At 54.3% G+C, this 13,743-nt stretch carries 28 protein-coding genes; all 28 read left to right on the forward strand.

The genetic code is table 11. The features are described 5' to 3' along the window. Window positions 1-12 precede the first annotated feature (12 nt). The 28 genes from rpsJ (at window position 13) to rplQ (ending at window position 13,716) form a co-directional block, all read left to right on the forward strand. Window positions 13-324, forward strand: a complete 312-nt coding sequence (gene rpsJ / locus ACWIKB_RS30660) for a 30S ribosomal protein S10 (RefSeq protein ID WP_003186070.1) — start codon at window positions 13-15, stop codon at window positions 322-324. Between the two features lie 80 nt (window positions 325-404). Next, entirely contained in the window at window positions 405-1,040 is a 636-nt protein-coding gene (rplC, locus tag ACWIKB_RS30665) for a 50S ribosomal protein L3 (protein WP_003186059.1), read from the forward strand. Between the two features lie 12 nt (window positions 1,041-1,052). Next, the gene (rplD, locus tag ACWIKB_RS30670; RefSeq protein WP_007896707.1) at window positions 1,053-1,655 is read left to right on the forward strand and encodes a 50S ribosomal protein L4; all 603 of its coding nucleotides are present in this window, start codon (window positions 1,053-1,055) and stop codon (window positions 1,653-1,655) included. Continuing rightward, window positions 1,652-1,951: a 50S ribosomal protein L23 gene (gene rplW, locus ACWIKB_RS30675; RefSeq protein WP_002555488.1), complete on the forward strand. Its 300-nt coding sequence runs from the start codon at window positions 1,652-1,654 to the stop codon at window positions 1,949-1,951. The genes rplD and rplW overlap by 4 nt, the downstream gene beginning before the upstream one ends. 14 nt (window positions 1,952-1,965) lie before the next feature. Further along, window positions 1,966-2,790, forward strand: a complete 825-nt coding sequence (gene rplB / locus ACWIKB_RS30680; RefSeq protein WP_003176423.1) for a 50S ribosomal protein L2 — start codon at window positions 1,966-1,968, stop codon at window positions 2,788-2,790. Window positions 2,791-2,806: 16 nt separating this feature from the next. Continuing rightward, on the forward strand, window positions 2,807-3,082 hold the full coding sequence (gene rpsS, locus ACWIKB_RS30685; protein ID WP_002555486.1) for a 30S ribosomal protein S19: 276 nt from the start codon (window positions 2,807-2,809) through the stop codon (window positions 3,080-3,082). Between the two features lie 13 nt (window positions 3,083-3,095). Next, window positions 3,096-3,428, forward strand: a complete 333-nt coding sequence (gene rplV / locus ACWIKB_RS30690) for a 50S ribosomal protein L22 (protein WP_003103908.1) — start codon at window positions 3,096-3,098, stop codon at window positions 3,426-3,428. Window positions 3,429-3,441: 13 nt separating this feature from the next. Next, window positions 3,442-4,128 carry a 30S ribosomal protein S3 gene (gene rpsC, locus ACWIKB_RS30695; RefSeq protein WP_003176422.1) on the forward strand — a complete coding sequence of 229 codons (687 nt, stop codon included), beginning with the start codon at window positions 3,442-3,444 and terminating at the stop codon, window positions 4,126-4,128. Window positions 4,129-4,140: 12 nt separating this feature from the next. Next, window positions 4,141-4,554 carry a 50S ribosomal protein L16 gene (rplP, locus tag ACWIKB_RS30700; RefSeq protein ID WP_008145497.1) on the forward strand — a complete coding sequence of 138 codons (414 nt, stop codon included), beginning with the start codon at window positions 4,141-4,143 and terminating at the stop codon, window positions 4,552-4,554. Next, the gene (gene rpmC / locus ACWIKB_RS30705; RefSeq protein WP_008030901.1) at window positions 4,554-4,745 is read left to right on the forward strand and encodes a 50S ribosomal protein L29; all 192 of its coding nucleotides are present in this window, start codon (window positions 4,554-4,556) and stop codon (window positions 4,743-4,745) included. The genes rplP and rpmC overlap by 1 nt, the downstream gene beginning before the upstream one ends. 2 nt (window positions 4,746-4,747) lie before the next feature. Further along, window positions 4,748-5,014, forward strand: coding sequence for a 30S ribosomal protein S17 (gene rpsQ / locus ACWIKB_RS30710; RefSeq protein WP_003176419.1), 267 nt, complete (start codon window positions 4,748-4,750; stop codon window positions 5,012-5,014). Window positions 5,015-5,037: 23 nt separating this feature from the next. After that, the gene (gene rplN / locus ACWIKB_RS30715) at window positions 5,038-5,406 is read left to right on the forward strand and encodes a 50S ribosomal protein L14 (RefSeq protein WP_002555479.1); all 369 of its coding nucleotides are present in this window, start codon (window positions 5,038-5,040) and stop codon (window positions 5,404-5,406) included. Window positions 5,407-5,417: 11 nt separating this feature from the next. Further along, window positions 5,418-5,732, forward strand: coding sequence for a 50S ribosomal protein L24 (gene rplX, locus ACWIKB_RS30720; protein ID WP_003176416.1), 315 nt, complete (start codon window positions 5,418-5,420; stop codon window positions 5,730-5,732). Window positions 5,733-5,752: 20 nt separating this feature from the next. After that, window positions 5,753-6,292, forward strand: a complete 540-nt coding sequence (rplE, locus tag ACWIKB_RS30725; RefSeq protein ID WP_003176415.1) for a 50S ribosomal protein L5 — start codon at window positions 5,753-5,755, stop codon at window positions 6,290-6,292. A 13-nt stretch (window positions 6,293-6,305) separates the two neighbouring features. Beyond that, entirely contained in the window at window positions 6,306-6,611 is a 306-nt protein-coding gene (rpsN, locus tag ACWIKB_RS30730; RefSeq protein WP_003176414.1) for a 30S ribosomal protein S14, read from the forward strand. A 209-nt stretch (window positions 6,612-6,820) separates the two neighbouring features. Next, complete coding sequence (gene rpsH, locus ACWIKB_RS30735; RefSeq protein ID WP_003186040.1) at window positions 6,821-7,213, forward strand: 30S ribosomal protein S8; 393 nt, start codon at window positions 6,821-6,823, stop codon at window positions 7,211-7,213. 12 nt (window positions 7,214-7,225) lie between these two features. Next, window positions 7,226-7,759, forward strand: coding sequence for a 50S ribosomal protein L6 (gene rplF, locus ACWIKB_RS30740; RefSeq protein ID WP_007896774.1), 534 nt, complete (start codon window positions 7,226-7,228; stop codon window positions 7,757-7,759). A 10-nt stretch (window positions 7,760-7,769) separates the two neighbouring features. Then, on the forward strand, window positions 7,770-8,120 hold the full coding sequence (gene rplR, locus ACWIKB_RS30745) for a 50S ribosomal protein L18 (protein WP_003186037.1): 351 nt from the start codon (window positions 7,770-7,772) through the stop codon (window positions 8,118-8,120). Window positions 8,121-8,123: 3 nt separating this feature from the next. Continuing rightward, on the forward strand, window positions 8,124-8,624 hold the full coding sequence (rpsE, locus tag ACWIKB_RS30750) for a 30S ribosomal protein S5 (protein ID WP_007943782.1): 501 nt from the start codon (window positions 8,124-8,126) through the stop codon (window positions 8,622-8,624). 2 nt (window positions 8,625-8,626) lie between these two features. Continuing rightward, on the forward strand, window positions 8,627-8,803 hold the full coding sequence (gene rpmD / locus ACWIKB_RS30755; RefSeq protein WP_003186033.1) for a 50S ribosomal protein L30: 177 nt from the start codon (window positions 8,627-8,629) through the stop codon (window positions 8,801-8,803). 3 nt (window positions 8,804-8,806) lie between these two features. Further along, window positions 8,807-9,244 (forward strand): 50S ribosomal protein L15, encoded by a 438-nt coding sequence (rplO, locus tag ACWIKB_RS30760; RefSeq protein WP_007896782.1) that lies wholly within the window; start codon window positions 8,807-8,809, stop codon window positions 9,242-9,244. Then, entirely contained in the window at window positions 9,245-10,573 is a 1,329-nt protein-coding gene (secY, locus tag ACWIKB_RS30765; protein ID WP_003228718.1) for a preprotein translocase subunit SecY, read from the forward strand. It begins immediately after the preceding gene. Between the two features lie 27 nt (window positions 10,574-10,600). Then, window positions 10,601-10,717, forward strand: a complete 117-nt coding sequence (rpmJ, locus tag ACWIKB_RS30770; RefSeq protein WP_002555468.1) for a 50S ribosomal protein L36 — start codon at window positions 10,601-10,603, stop codon at window positions 10,715-10,717. Window positions 10,718-10,847: 130 nt separating this feature from the next. Beyond that, complete coding sequence (gene rpsM, locus ACWIKB_RS30775; protein WP_003186020.1) at window positions 10,848-11,204, forward strand: 30S ribosomal protein S13; 357 nt, start codon at window positions 10,848-10,850, stop codon at window positions 11,202-11,204. A gap of 30 nt (window positions 11,205-11,234) precedes the next feature. After that, complete coding sequence (rpsK, locus tag ACWIKB_RS30780; RefSeq protein WP_002555466.1) at window positions 11,235-11,624, forward strand: 30S ribosomal protein S11; 390 nt, start codon at window positions 11,235-11,237, stop codon at window positions 11,622-11,624. 18 nt (window positions 11,625-11,642) lie between these two features. Next, the gene (gene rpsD, locus ACWIKB_RS30785) at window positions 11,643-12,263 is read left to right on the forward strand and encodes a 30S ribosomal protein S4 (RefSeq protein ID WP_003210056.1); all 621 of its coding nucleotides are present in this window, start codon (window positions 11,643-11,645) and stop codon (window positions 12,261-12,263) included. A 22-nt stretch (window positions 12,264-12,285) separates the two neighbouring features. Beyond that, window positions 12,286-13,287 carry a DNA-directed RNA polymerase subunit alpha gene (locus tag ACWIKB_RS30790; protein WP_003186012.1) on the forward strand — a complete coding sequence of 334 codons (1,002 nt, stop codon included), beginning with the start codon at window positions 12,286-12,288 and terminating at the stop codon, window positions 13,285-13,287. A 42-nt stretch (window positions 13,288-13,329) separates the two neighbouring features. Continuing rightward, the gene (gene rplQ, locus ACWIKB_RS30795) at window positions 13,330-13,716 is read left to right on the forward strand and encodes a 50S ribosomal protein L17 (RefSeq protein ID WP_007896790.1); all 387 of its coding nucleotides are present in this window, start codon (window positions 13,330-13,332) and stop codon (window positions 13,714-13,716) included. Window positions 13,717-13,743 lie beyond the last annotated feature (27 nt).

Consider the following 13,743-nt stretch of genomic DNA (forward strand, 5'->3'; position numbering starts at 1 on the left):
GTCTGAAATCCAATGCAAAATCAGCAAATCCGTATCAGGTTGAAGGCTTTTGACCATCGCCTGATCGACCAATCCACCCAGGAAATCGTGGAAACCGCGAAACGTACTGGTGCTCAAGTGCGTGGTCCAATTCCACTGCCTACCCGTAAAGAGCGGTTCACCGTTCTGGTCTCCCCGCACGTCAACAAAGACGCGCGTGACCAGTACGAGATCCGTACTCATAAGCGCGTACTGGACATCGTCCAGCCAACGGATAAAACCGTTGATGCTCTTATGAAGCTTGATCTTGCGGCCGGTGTGGAAGTGCAGATCAGCCTCGGCTAAGACTCGGTCTTAGTCGTGTAACGCTCTGAAATGGGCGGCCATAGCGGGTGAAAGCCCCGTACACTCATGAGGTTTACAACATGACTATTGGTGTAGTCGGTCGTAAATGCGGTATGACCCGTATTTTCACCGAAGAAGGTGTCTCCATTCCGGTCACGGTCATTGAGATCGAACCGAATCGCGTCACCCAGTTCAAAACTGAAGAGACCGATGGCTATCGTGCAGTGCAAGTCACTGTAGGCGAGCGTCGTGCTTCGCGTGTTACAGCTGCTCAAGCTGGTCACTTCGCTAAGGCGAACGTAGCCGCTGGTCGTACCGTAATGGAATTCCGTCTTGAAGAAGGCGAGTACCAGGCCGGCGATCTGATCAACGCTGAAATCTTCGCTGCTGGTCAACTGGTTGATGTAACCGGTCAGTCCAAAGGTAAAGGCTTCCAGGGTACGATCAAGCGTTGGAACTTCCGCGGGCAAGATAATACCCACGGTAACTCCGTGTCCCACCGCGTTCCAGGCTCTATCGGCCAGTGCCAGACTCCTGGTCGTGTATTCAAGGGCAAAAAAATGTCCGGTCATATGGGCGCTGAGCGCGTGACCGTGCAGTCCCTGGAAGTAGTGCGCGTGGACGCTGAACGCAATCTGTTGTTGGTCAAGGGTGCTGTTCCTGGCGCTACTGGCGGCAACTTGGTTGTACGTCCAGCAGCCAAGGCTCGCGGTTAAGGGGAAGCTGACATGCAATTAAATGTAAATGACGCTCAAGCGATCGAAGTTTCCGAACTGACATTTGGCGGCGAATTCAACGAGACGCTGGTTCACCAAGCAGTCGTGGCCTACATGGCTGGCGGCCGTCAAGGTAGCAAGCAGCAAAAGACCCGTTCCGACGTTCGTGGTGGCGGTAAGCGCCCTTGGCGTCAGAAAGGTACTGGCCGTGCTCGTGCCGGTACTATCCGTAGCCCAATCTGGCGTGGCGGCGGTACCACTTTCGCAGCTCGTCCTCAGGATCACACCCAGAAGCTGAACAAGAAGATGTATCGCGCAGCAATGCGTTCCATCCTTGCTGAGCTGGTGCGTACTGATCGTCTGGTTGTGGTTCAGGACTTCGCTGTTGATGCACCGAAGACCAAAGATCTGCTGAACAAACTGACCGGCATGGGCCTGACTGACGTCTTGATCGTGTCCGAAGTAGTTGATCAGAACCTGTACCTGGCTGCTCGTAACCTGCCACACGTTGATGTACGTGACGTTCAGGGTTCCGATCCAGTTAGTCTGATCGCATACGACAAGGTGTTGATCACCGTGTCGGCCGTGAAGAAATTCGAGGAGCTGCTGGGATGAACCAGGAACGCGTATTTAAAGTTCTGCTTGGCCCGCACGTTTCCGAAAAGGCTACGGTTCTGGCTGACAAGAAAGGCCAGTTCGTTTTCAAGGTTGCAACTGACGCAACCAAGCTGGAAATCAAGAAGGCCGTCGAAAGCCTGTTCAGCGTGAAAGTAGAGCGTGTTACTACCCTGAATGTTCTGGGTAAGAGCAAGCGCACTGCTCGCGGTCTGGGCAAGCGTAATGACTGGAAGAAGGCAGTTATCTCCCTTCAGCCAGGCCAAGATCTCGATTTCAGCAGCAGTGCTGAGTAAGGAAGGGGTGCATCATGGCAATCGTTAAATGCAAACCGACTTCCCCTGGCCGCCGTTTTGTGGTCAAGGTGGTCAACCAGGAGCTGCATAAAGGCGCTCCTCACGCACCGCTGCTCGAGAAAAAATCGAAGACTGGTGGTCGTAACAACAATGGTCGCATTACCACTCGTCACATCGGTGGTGGCCATAAGCAGCATTATCGTCTGGTCGATTTCCGTCGCAACGACAAAGATGGCATCTCTGCCACTGTCGAGCGTATTGAATACGATCCAAACCGTACTGCTCACATCGCTCTGCTGCTGTACGCAGATGGCGAGCGTCGCTACATCATCGCCCCTAAAGGCGTGAGTGCTGGTGACCAGCTGATCGCAGGTGCTCTGGCACCGATCAAGCCGGGCAACGCTCTGCAACTGCGTAACATTCCAGTTGGTAGCACCGTACACGGCATCGAATTGAAGCCAGGTAAAGGCGCGCAAATCGCTCGTTCCGCTGGTGCTTCGGCTCAGCTGATCGCTCGTGAAGGTGTCTACGTGACCCTGCGTCTGCGTTCTGGTGAGATGCGTAAAGTGCTGGCTGAATGCCGCGCGACCCTGGGTGAAGTCTCGAACTCCGAGCACAGCCTGCGTTCGCTGGGTAAAGCTGGTGCCAAACGCTGGCGTGGCGTTCGCCCAACCGTTCGTGGTGTTGCCATGAACCCGGTTGACCACCCACATGGTGGTGGTGAAGGTCGTACCTCTGGTGGTCGTCATCCGGTATCGCCATGGGGCTTCCCGACTAAGGGCGCGAAGACTCGTGGTAATAAGCGTACCGACAAAATGATCGTCCGTCGTCGCAAGTAAATAGAGGGATACGACAGTGCCACGTTCTCTGAAAAAAGGTCCTTTTATTGATCTTCACCTACTGAAGAAGATCGAAGTGGCGGCGGAAAAGAACGATCGCAAACCAGTTAAGACCTGGTCGCGTCGTTCGATGATCCTGCCACAAATGGTCGGTTTGACCATTGCAGTGCATAACGGTCGTCAACATGTTCCAGTTCTCGTGAACGAAGACATGGTCGGCCACAAACTAGGCGAGTTTGCCGGTACCCGCACATATCGTGGGCACGTGGCAGACAAGAAAGCCAAGCGTTAAGGGGTAAGGAACGATGGAAGTAGCCGCTAAGTTGTCGGGCGCTCGAATCTCCGCCCAGAAAGCCCGCTTGGTCGCCGACCAGATCCGCGGGAAGAAGGTGGGCGAAGCGCTCAACCTGTTGGCTTTCAGCAGTAAGAAAGCCGCCGAGATCATGAAGAAAGTGCTGGAGTCGGCCGTAGCCAACGCCGAGCATAACGAAGGCGCAGACGTTGATGACCTTAAAGTCAGCACCGTTTTCGTCAACGAAGGGCGTTCGCTGAAGCGAATCATGCCACGTGCCAAAGGCCGTGCTGATCGCATCGTCAAGCGGTCTTGCCATATCACTGTCAAGGTTGCTGACAAGTAACGGAGTCGAAGAGATGGGTCAGAAAGTACATCCCATTGGCATTCGCCTGGGAATCGTCAAGGAGCACACCTCCGTCTGGTACGCAGACGGTCGGACTTATGCGGACTATTTGTTCGCTGATCTGAAGGTGCGCGAGTATCTCCAAGACAAACTAAAAAGCGCGTCCGTAAGCCGTATCGATATCCATCGTCCGGCTCAAACTGCACGTATCACCATCCACACCGCTCGCCCGGGTATCGTTATCGGGAAGAAAGGTGAAGATGTTGAGAAACTGCGTCAGGACCTGACCAAGCAAATGGGTGTGCCTGTGCACATCAATATCGAAGAGATCCGCAAGCCGGAGCTTGACGGTATGCTGGTTGCGCAGAGCGTAGCTCAGCAGCTGGAGCGTCGCGTAATGTTCCGTCGCGCTATGAAGCGCGCTGTTCAGAACGCCATGCGCATTGGTGCCAAAGGCATCAAAATCCAAGTGAGCGGTCGTCTCGGCGGTGCTGAAATCGCACGTACTGAATGGTATCGCGAAGGTCGTGTGCCACTGCACACCCTGCGTGCCGACATCGACTATGCCAACTACGAAGCTCACACCACTTACGGTGTGATCGGTGTAAAGGTTTGGATCTTCAAAGGCGAAGTAATTGGTGGTCGCCAAGAAGAACTGAAACCACAAGCACCAGCGCCTCGTAAAAAAGCTGCTAAGTAAGGGGTACGCCAAATGTTGCAACCAAAGCGTACGAAGTTCCGCAAGCAGATGACAGGCCACAACCGTGGTCTGGCTCAGCGCGGTAGCAAAGTCAGCTTCGGCGAGTTCGCGCTGAAGTCTGTAGCTCGTGGTCGTCTCACCGCTCGTCAGATCGAGTCAGCGCGTCGTGCTCTGACCCGTCACGTTAAACGTGGCGGCAAGATCTGGATCCGTGTATTCCCGGACAAGCCTATTTCCAAAAAGCCACTCGAAGTTCGGATGGGTAAAGGTAAGGGTAGTGTGGAGTACTGGGTTGCCCAGATTCAGCCAGGTAAAGTCCTGTATGAAATCGAGGGTGTAACTGAAGAGCTGGCGCGTGAGGCTTTTGCCCTGGCTGCTGCAAAGCTGCCGCTCGCCACCGCCTTTGTTAAACGGACGGTGATGTGATGAAAGCGAATGAACTTCGTGAAAAAGACGCGCCGCAGCTTAACGAGCAACTGCTCGGCCTGCTGCGCGACCAGTTCAATCTGCGCATGCAGAAAGCAACTGGCCAGTTGGGGCAGTCTCACCTGCTCCGGCAAGTTAAGCGTGACATCGCTCGCGTGAAGACTGTGCTCAAACAGCAGGCAGGTAAGTAATCATGGCTGAAGCCGAAAAAACCGTCCGTACGCTGACTGGCCGTGTTGTCAGCGACAAAATGGACAAGACCATCACCGTTCTGATCGAGCGTCGCGTAAAGCACCCGATCTACGGTAAATACGTTAAGCGTTCGACTAAGCTGCACGCGCACGACGAAACCAATCAGTGCCACATCGGCGACAAAGTCACTATTCGTGAAACTCGTCCTTTGGCCAAGACTAAGTCTTGGGCGCTGGTTGATGTTCTCGAACGCGCTGTGGAAGTCTAAGGACTAGGGGTCGGAGAAATTATATGATTCAGACTCAATCCATGCTCGATGTGGCCGATAACTCTGGCGCTCGCCGTGTTATGTGCATCAAGGTGCTGGGTGGCTCCCATCGTCGTTACGCTGGTATCGGTGACATCATCAAAGTTACCGTGAAGGAAGCAATTCCTCGCGGTAAAGTGAAAAAAGGCCAAGTGATGACTGCTGTTGTAGTCCGCACTCGTCACGGCGTACGTCGTGCTGATGGCTCCATTATCCGCTTTGATGGCAACGCTGCTGTTCTTCTGAACAACAAGCAAGAGCCGATCGGCACCCGTATCTTTGGGCCAGTGACCCGTGAACTTCGTACTGAGAAGTTCATGAAGATCGTCTCGCTCGCCCCAGAAGTGCTGTAAGGAGATCCGACATGCAAAAGATTCGTCGTGACGACGAGATCATCGTGATCGCCGGCAAAGACAAAGGTAAGCGCGGTAAGGTGCTTAAGGTTCTCGCTAATAACCGTCTGGTTATTGGTGGTCTGAACCTGGTTAAGCGTCATACCAAGCCTAACCCGATGTCGGGCGTACAAGGCGGTATCGTCGAAAAAGAAGCTCCACTGGACGCTTCTAACGTCGCCATTTTCAACGGCGAAACCAACAAGGCTGACCGCGTTGGTTTCAAAGTAGAAGACGGCAAGAAAATTCGTGTCTTCAAGTCGACCCAAAAAGCGGTTGATGCTTGAACACTGCTAGGTAGAAGACCATGGCACGACTAAAAGAGATTTACTGGAAGGAAATCGCACCGAAGCTTAAGGAAGAACTTAAGCTTTCGAACGTGATGGAAGTTCCACGCGTTACAAAGATCACCCTGAACATGGGTCTGGGCGAAGCGGTCGGTGACAAAAAAGTCATCGAGCACGCTGTTGCCGACCTGGAAAAGATCACCGGTCAGAAAGTCGTTGTGACTTACGCTCGGAAATCCATCGCTGGCTTTAAAGTCCGTGAAGGTTGGCCGATCGGCGTCAAAGTGACTCTGCGCCGTGAGCGTATGTACGAGTTCCTGGATCGTCTGCTGTCGATCTCCCTGCCTCGGGTTCGCGACTTCCGCGGCCTGAATGCCAAGTCCTTCGATGGTCGTGGTAACTACAGCATGGGCGTAAAAGAGCAGATCATCTTCCCGGAAATCGACTACGACAAGATCGATGCTCTCCGCGGTCTGGACATTACCCTGACCACCACTGCCAAGAACGATGATGAAGGTCGCGCGCTGCTGCGTGCTTTCAAATTCCCGTTCCGCAACTGATTGGAGTAGGAAAATGGCCAAGATGAGCATGAAAAACCGCGAGCTGAAACGTCAGCTCACGGTTGCCAAGTACGCCAAAAAGCGTGCAGCACTGAAAGCTATCATCGTTGATCTGAACGCAAGTCCAGAAGCGCGTTGGGAAGCTACAGTAGCTCTGCAGAAGCAGCCACGTGACGCAAGCGCTTCGCGCATGCGTAACCGCTGCCGCCTGACCGGTCGTCCACACGGCGTTTACCGCAAGTTCGGCCTCGGCCGTAACAAACTGCGTGAAGCTGCAATGCGTGGTGACGTACCTGGTCTGGTTAAAGCCAGCTGGTAAGCACTATCAAAGTCTCGGTGCTCGGGATCGCAAGATCCTGACCATCGGTGACCTTGAACTTGAATCAAGCCCCTATTGGGGCTTGATTCATTTGTGGGGTGTGTCTAGAATACCCGGCTCGCCTGAGCCCGTGCTTTTTCCGCATGGATGAGCTCGGCGACAAGTAGTAGCCGCAAGGCTAATTTTTTTGTATTAGGAGCGTCTAGCCCATGAGTATGCAGGACCCGTTAGCGGACATGCTAACTCGAATCCGTAATGCCCAGATGGCTGAAAAGTCCGTCGTAAGCATGCCATCTTCTACTTTGAAGGTAGCTGTTGCCAAAGTCCTGAAGGACGAAGGTTACATTGCGGGTTATCAGATCAGCAGCGAAATCAAACCACTGCTGTCCATCGAGCTGAAGTACTTCGAAGGCCGTCCGGTCATCGAAGAAGTGAAGCGCGTTAGCCGTCCAGGCCTGCGTCAGTACAAGTCCGTCGATGATCTGCCAAAAGTTCGTGGCGGTCTCGGTGTGTCTATCGTCTCCACCAACAAAGGTGTGATGACGGATCGTGCTGCGCGCGCTGCCGGTGTCGGCGGCGAAGTTCTTTGCACTGTGTTCTAAGGGGGGATAAGCATGTCACGCGTCGCTAAGAACCCCGTTAAGCTGCCAGCCGGTGTCGAAGTAAAATTCGCAGGCCAACAGCTTTCGGTGAAGGGTGCCAAGGGCACTCTCGAACTGAACATCCATTCGTCCGTTGAGATCGTTGAAGAAGCTGGTGAGCTGCGTTTCGCTGCTCGCAATGGCGATCAACAAACTCGCGCAATGGCTGGTACCACTCGTGCGTTGGTAAACAACATGGTCCAAGGCGTAAGCCAAGGCTTCGAGCGTAAGCTCCAGCTGGTCGGTGTTGGTTACAAAGCGCAAGCAAAAGGCACAGTGCTGAACCTGGCTCTTGGCTTCTCGCATCCAGTGGATTATGAACTGCCGGAAGGCATCACCGCTGAGACTCCTAGCCAAACCGACATCCTGATCCGGGGTATCGATAAGCAGCTGGTAGGTCAAGTGGCCGCCGAGATCCGCGACTTCCGTCCACCAGAGCCGTACAAAGGCAAAGGTGTGCGCTACGCGGACGAAGTCGTCCGTCGTAAAGAAGCCAAGAAGAAGTAGGGCATAGCAAATGACCGACAAAAAAGTTACTCGACTGCGTCGCGCTCGCAAAGCACGCCTGAAAATGCACGAACTCGAAGTCGTGCGTCTCTGCGTGTTCCGCTCGTCGCAGCACATCTACGCCCAGGTCATTTCGGCCGACGGCAACAAAGTCCTGGCATCTGCCTCGACTTTGGATAAAGAACTGCGTGATGGCGCCACTGGCAACATCGACGCGGCCACTAAGGTTGGCCAGCTGGTCGCTACGCGTGCTAAAGCCGCTGGCGTCTCGCAGGTGGCTTTCGACCGCTCTGGCTTCAAGTACCACGGCCGCGTCAAGGCGCTGGCTGATGCTGCTCGTGAAGCTGGGCTGGAGTTCTAAGTTATGTCAAATAACGACCAAAAGCGCGACGAAGGCTACATTGAGAAGCTGGTTCAAGTTAACCGCGTAGCCAAAACCGTTAAAGGCGGCCGTATCTTCACTTTCACCGCGTTGACCGTGGTTGGTGATGGTAAAGGGCGTGTTGGCTTCGGCCGTGGCAAGTCACGTGAAGTGCCTGCCGCGATCCAGAAGGCAATGGAAGCTGCTCGCCGCAACATGATCCAAGTTGATCTGAACGGCACTACTCTGCAGTACGCAATGAAGTCCGGTCACGGCGCTTCGAAGGTGTACATGCAGCCTGCTTCTGAAGGTACCGGTATCATCGCTGGCGGCGCTATGCGTGCTGTCCTCGAAGTTGCTGGCGTTCAGAACGTTCTGGCCAAGTGCTACGGCTCGACTAACCCGGTAAACGTGGTTCACGCCACTTTCAAAGGTTTGAAAGCTATGCAGTCTCCTGAATCCATTGCCGCTAAGCGTGGCAAAAGTGTCAAGGAGATCTTCTGATCATGGCTACCGTTAAAGTTACGCTGATCAAAAGCATGACCGGCCGCATCCCTAACCACAAACTGTGCGTTAAGGGTCTGGGTCTGCGTCGCATCGGTCACACTGTAGAGGTACTTGATACTCCCGAGAATCGCGGGATGATCAACAAGGCTTACTACATGCTGCGTGTCGAGGGTTAATCGATGAAACTCAATGATCTGAGTCCAGCGCCGGGTTCCCGTCGCGAAAAGCATCGTCCGGGCCGTGGTATCGGTAGTGGTTTGGGCAAGACCGGTGGCCGTGGCCACAAAGGTCAGTCCTCCCGCTCCGGTGGCACCATTGCTCCAGGCTTTGAAGGCGGTCAACAGCCGCTGCATCGTCGCCTGCCGAAATTCGGTTTCGTTTCCCTGAAAGCCATGGACCGCGCAGAAGTGCGTCTGTCCGAGCTGGCCAAAGTGGAAGGCGACATCGTCACCGTGCAGTCCCTGAAAGATGCCAACGTGATTAACGTCAACGTACAGCGTGTGAAAATCATGCTGTCCGGCGAAGTTACTCGCGCTGTTACCATCGGAAAGGGAATCGGCGCCACCAAAGGTGCGCGTGCGGCTATCGAAGCAGCTGGCGGCAAGTTCGAGGAATAAATGGCTAAGCAAGGTGCTCTCTCTGCGCTCGGCAAAGGCGGTATGTCTGAACTCTGGGCTCGTCTGCGTTTTCTGTTCCTGGCGATTATCGTCTACCGAATAGGCGCACACATCCCGGTTCCAGGTATTAACCCGGACCGACTCGCGGACCTGTTTCGACAGAATGAGGGGACCATTCTTAGCTTGTTCAACATGTTTTCCGGCGGCGCGCTGGAACGGATGAGCATCTTTGCACTGGGGATCATGCCGTACATTTCGGCATCGATCATCATGCAGCTGATGACCGCCGTTAGCCCGCAGCTGGAACAGTTGAAGAAGGAAGGTGAAGCTGGCCGTCGCAAGATCAGCCAGTACACCCGCTACGGCACTGTCGTCCTCGCTCTCGTCCAGGCTATTGGCATGTCCATTGGTCTGGCGGGGCAGGGCGTTGCGTTCACTGGTGACTTTGGCTTCCATTTCGTCGCGGTATCCACTTTTGTGGCTGGTGCGATGTTCATGATGTGGCTGGGTGAGCAGATTACTGAGCGTGGTGTTGGCAACGGTATCTCGATGTTGATTTTTTCGGGTATCGTCGCCGGTCTTCCGAGAGCGATCGGGCAGTCTTTCGAGTCTGCGCGTCAGGGTGATATCAACATTTTCGCCCTGGTTGCCATCGGTTTGCTGGCAGTAGCGATTATCGGTTTCGTGGTGTTCATTGAGCGTGGTCAGCGTCGTATTGCTGTTCACTACGCCAAGCGTCAGCAGGGCCGCAAGGTCTTTGCTGCGCAGACTAGCCACTTGCCGCTGAAGGTGAACATGGCCGGTGTTATTCCGGCTATTTTCGCGAGCAGCATTTTGCTGTTCCCGGCTTCGTTGGGTGCCTGGTTCGGTCAGTCTGAAGGTATGGGCTGGTTGCAGGACATCTCGCAGTCGATCGCTCCTGGTCAGCCGTTGAATATTCTGCTGTTTAGTGCAGGGATTATTTTCTTCTGCTTCTTCTATACGGCGTTGATGTTCAATCCGAAAGACGTAGCGGAAAACCTGAAGAAGTCCGGTGCCTTTATTCCGGGCATCCGTCCAGGCGAGCAGTCTGCGCGCTACATTGATGGCGTTCTGACTCGTTTGACCATGTTCGGTGCTCTTTACATGACGGCCGTGTGTCTGTTGCCCCAGTTCCTGGTGGTTGCGGCAAACGTACCGTTCTACCTTGGCGGGACCTCGTTGCTGATCGTCGTCGTGGTTGTGATGGACTTCATGTCCCAAGTACAATCGCACCTCGTTTCGCACCAGTACGAATCCCTGATGAAGAAAGCCAACCTGAAGGGTTACGGCAGCGGCATGTTGCGCTGAGTACCCATAAGGTTCGAGGAGTTGGTGATGAAAGTTCGTGCATCGGTGAAAAAGCTGTGCCGTAACTGCAAGATTATTCGCCGCGAAGGTGTTGTTCGAGTAATTTGCAGCGCGGAACCGCGTCACAAACAGCGCCAAGGCTGAGTGTGATTGTGCTTCAAGCCCGGCAGCTAGTGCGCTGCCGGGTTGATTATTTGTTATTACAGCGATATTATCTCGCGCCCTATTTCTTGGCTTCCGGGGCGTAGGTAGCTGTCAATTGGAGTCCCACTGAATGGCCCGTATTGCAGGCGTTAACATTCCAGATAACAAGCATACTGTTATCTCGCTGACCTACATCTATGGTGTTGGTCGCACTACTGCACAGAAGATTTGTGCAGTGACTGGGGTAAACCCAGCCGCAAAGATCAAAGATCTGAGCGACGAGCAGATTGAACAGCTGCGTGGCGAAGTGGCGAAGTTCACCACTGAAGGTGACCTGCGTCGCGAAATCAACATGAAAATCAAGCGTTTGATGGACCTCGGTTGCTATCGCGGTCTGCGTCATCGTCGTGGTCTTCCAGTGCGCGGTCAGCGTACCAAGACTAACGCGCGTACCCGTAAAGGTCCGCGTAAGCCGATCCGCAAGTAATCGCCCCAGCGAATCGACAGGAAATTAATCATGGCTAAACCTGCTGCTCGTCCTCGTAAAAAAGTTAAAAAGACAGTGGTTGATGGCATCGCCCACATCCACGCGTCGTTTAACAACACAATCGTGACCATCACCGACCGTCAAGGTAACGCGCTTTCTTGGGCTACCTCCGGTGGTTCGGGTTTCCGCGGTTCCCGCAAGTCCACCCCGTTTGCTGCTCAAGTAGCTGCTGAACGTGCTGGTCAAGCTGCGCTGGAATACGGCCTGAAAAACCTCGACGTAAACGTCAAAGGTCCAGGCCCAGGTCGTGAATCCGCAGTCCGCGCTTTGAACGGCTGTGGCTACAAGATCGCCAGCATCACCGACGTGACGCCAATCCCGCACAACGGGTGCCGTCCGCCGAAGAAGCGCCGCGTGTAATCCAGGAGATTGTAAAGAATGGCTCGTTACATTGGTCCAAAATGCAAACTCGCTCGTCGTGAAGGCACCGATCTCTTTCTGAAGAGCGGCGTGCGCGCGATCGAATCGAAGTGCAACATCGAAGCAGCACCTGGTATCCACGGCCAACGCCGCGGTCGCCAGTCCGATTACGGCACCCAACTGCGTGAAAAGCAGAAGGTCCGTCGTATCTACGGCGTTCTCGAGCGTCAATTCAGCGGCTACTACAAAGAAGCTGCTGGCAAGAAAGGTGCAACTGGCGAAAACCTGTTGCAACTGCTCGAATGCCGTCTGGACAACGTTGTATACCGTATGGGTTTTGGCTCTACTCGTGCCGAATCCCGTCAGCTGGTATCGCACAAATCCGTAAGCGTTAACGGTCAGACCGTAAACGTGCCGTCGTACCAGGTTCGTGCTGGTGACGTGGTCGCGATTCGCGAGAAAGCAAAGAACCAACTTCGCATTGTCCAAGCTCTCGATCTGTGTGCCCAACGTGGCCGCGTAGAATGGGTAGAAGTAGACACTGAGAAGAAGTCGGGCGTTTTCAAGAACGTTCCTGCTCGCAGTGATCTGTCCGCCGACATCAACGAAAGCCTGATTGTCGAGCTCTACTCCAAGTAAGGGCTAGAAAATAGGTGCATCCATGCAGATTTCGGTAAATGAGTTCCTGACACCCCGCCATATTGATGTGCAGGTTGTCAGTCCAACCCGCGCCAAGATCACTCTCGAGCCTCTCGAGCGTGGTTTCGGCCACACCCTGGGCAACGCGCTGCGACGCATCTTGTTGTCCTCAATGCCCGGCTGTGCAGTAGTCGAGGCCGAGATTGACGGTGTGCTCCACGAGTACAGCGCCATCGAAGGTGTACAGGAAGACGTAATTGAAATCCTGTTGAACCTTAAAGGTCTGGCTATCAAGCTGCACGGCCGTGACGAAGTTACGCTGACCTTGTCGAAGAAGGGTTCGGGGGTGGTTACCGCTGCCGATATTCAGCTGGATCATGATGTCGAGATCGTTAACCCCGATCACGTAATCGCTAACCTGGCGTCTAACGGCGCCCTGAACATGAAGCTCACCGTAGCTCGTGGTCGTGGTTATGAACCGGCAGACTCGCGTCAGAGCGATGAAGACGAAAGCCGCAGCATTGGTCGCTTGCAGCTTGACTCTTCGTTCAGCCCGGTTCGCCGTATCGCATACGTGGTGGAAAACGCCCGTGTCGAGCAGCGTACTAACCTGGACAAGCTGGTTATTGATCTGGAAACCAACGGTACCCTGGATCCTGAAGAGGCTATCCGTCGTGCTGCAACCATCCTGCAACAGCAGTTGGCTGCGTTCGTCGATCTCAAAGGTGACAGTGAGCCAGTGGTTGTCGAGCAGGAAGACGAGATCGATCCGATCCTGCTTCGCCCGGTTGACGATCTGGAACTGACTGTACGTTCGGCTAACTGCCTTAAGGCGGAAAACATCTACTACATCGGTGACCTGATTCAGCGTACCGAAGTAGAGCTGTTGAAGACTCCGAACCTTGGCAAGAAATCCTTGACTGAAATCAAGGACGTTCTGGCCTCCCGCGGTCTGTCCCTCGGCATGCGCCTCGACAACTGGCCGCCTGCAAGTCTTAAGAAGGACGACAAGGCGACTGCCTGATCGTCGTAATCACCGAACGTTGTGTTTGGTAAGGAATGAACCATGCGTCATCGTAAAAGTGGTCGTCACCTGAGCCGCACTAGCTCGCACCGCAAGGCCATGTTTCAAAACATGGCAGTGTCGCTGTTCGAGCACGAGCTGATCAAAACTACACTGCCGAAAGCTAAAGAACTGCGTCGCGTTGCTGAGCCGCTGATCACTTTGGCCAAGACAGACAGCCTGGCTAACCGCCGTCTGGCTTTCGACCGTACTCGTTCGAAAGCTATCGTTGGTAAGCTCTTCAACGACCTGGGCAAGCGTTACGCTACCCGTGAGGGTGGCTACCTGCGCATCCTCAAGTGCGGCTTCCGCACTGGCGACAACGCGCCTATGGCGTACGTCGAGTTGGTTGATCGTCCAGTTGGCGGTGAAGCTGTATCCGCTGAGTAAGACGTCAGTCTGAAACGAAGAACCGGG

It is taken from the genome of Pseudomonas sp. 5Vm1k, from assembly GCF_056161485.1.

Coding starts and splice junctions, on each gene's coding strand:
- rpsJ (WP_003186070.1), top strand. CDS start 13: ATGCAAAATCAGCAAATCCGTATCAGGTTGAAGGCTTTTGACCATCGC.
- rplC (WP_003186059.1), top strand. CDS start 405: ATGACTATTGGTGTAGTCGGTCGTAAATGCGGTATGACCCGTATTTTC.
- rplD (WP_007896707.1), top strand. CDS start 1,053: ATGCAATTAAATGTAAATGACGCTCAAGCGATCGAAGTTTCCGAACTG.
- rplW (WP_002555488.1), top strand. CDS start 1,652: ATGAACCAGGAACGCGTATTTAAAGTTCTGCTTGGCCCGCACGTTTCC.
- rplB (WP_003176423.1), top strand. CDS start 1,966: ATGGCAATCGTTAAATGCAAACCGACTTCCCCTGGCCGCCGTTTTGTG.
- rplV (WP_003103908.1), top strand. CDS start 3,096: ATGGAAGTAGCCGCTAAGTTGTCGGGCGCTCGAATCTCCGCCCAGAAA.
- rpsC (WP_003176422.1), top strand. CDS start 3,442: ATGGGTCAGAAAGTACATCCCATTGGCATTCGCCTGGGAATCGTCAAG.
- rplP (WP_008145497.1), top strand. CDS start 4,141: ATGTTGCAACCAAAGCGTACGAAGTTCCGCAAGCAGATGACAGGCCAC.
- rpmC (WP_008030901.1), top strand. CDS start 4,554: ATGAAAGCGAATGAACTTCGTGAAAAAGACGCGCCGCAGCTTAACGAG.
- rpsQ (WP_003176419.1), top strand. CDS start 4,748: ATGGCTGAAGCCGAAAAAACCGTCCGTACGCTGACTGGCCGTGTTGTC.
- rplN (WP_002555479.1), top strand. CDS start 5,038: ATGATTCAGACTCAATCCATGCTCGATGTGGCCGATAACTCTGGCGCT.
- rplX (WP_003176416.1), top strand. CDS start 5,418: ATGCAAAAGATTCGTCGTGACGACGAGATCATCGTGATCGCCGGCAAA.
- rplE (WP_003176415.1), top strand. CDS start 5,753: ATGGCACGACTAAAAGAGATTTACTGGAAGGAAATCGCACCGAAGCTT.
- rpsN (WP_003176414.1), top strand. CDS start 6,306: ATGGCCAAGATGAGCATGAAAAACCGCGAGCTGAAACGTCAGCTCACG.
- rpsH (WP_003186040.1), top strand. CDS start 6,821: ATGAGTATGCAGGACCCGTTAGCGGACATGCTAACTCGAATCCGTAAT.
- rplF (WP_007896774.1), top strand. CDS start 7,226: ATGTCACGCGTCGCTAAGAACCCCGTTAAGCTGCCAGCCGGTGTCGAA.
- rplR (WP_003186037.1), top strand. CDS start 7,770: ATGACCGACAAAAAAGTTACTCGACTGCGTCGCGCTCGCAAAGCACGC.
- rpsE (WP_007943782.1), top strand. CDS start 8,124: ATGTCAAATAACGACCAAAAGCGCGACGAAGGCTACATTGAGAAGCTG.
- rpmD (WP_003186033.1), top strand. CDS start 8,627: ATGGCTACCGTTAAAGTTACGCTGATCAAAAGCATGACCGGCCGCATC.
- rplO (WP_007896782.1), top strand. CDS start 8,807: ATGAAACTCAATGATCTGAGTCCAGCGCCGGGTTCCCGTCGCGAAAAG.
- secY (WP_003228718.1), top strand. CDS start 9,245: ATGGCTAAGCAAGGTGCTCTCTCTGCGCTCGGCAAAGGCGGTATGTCT.
- rpmJ (WP_002555468.1), top strand. CDS start 10,601: ATGAAAGTTCGTGCATCGGTGAAAAAGCTGTGCCGTAACTGCAAGATT.
- rpsM (WP_003186020.1), top strand. CDS start 10,848: ATGGCCCGTATTGCAGGCGTTAACATTCCAGATAACAAGCATACTGTT.
- rpsK (WP_002555466.1), top strand. CDS start 11,235: ATGGCTAAACCTGCTGCTCGTCCTCGTAAAAAAGTTAAAAAGACAGTG.
- rpsD (WP_003210056.1), top strand. CDS start 11,643: ATGGCTCGTTACATTGGTCCAAAATGCAAACTCGCTCGTCGTGAAGGC.
- ACWIKB_RS30790 (WP_003186012.1), top strand. CDS start 12,286: ATGCAGATTTCGGTAAATGAGTTCCTGACACCCCGCCATATTGATGTG.
- rplQ (WP_007896790.1), top strand. CDS start 13,330: ATGCGTCATCGTAAAAGTGGTCGTCACCTGAGCCGCACTAGCTCGCAC.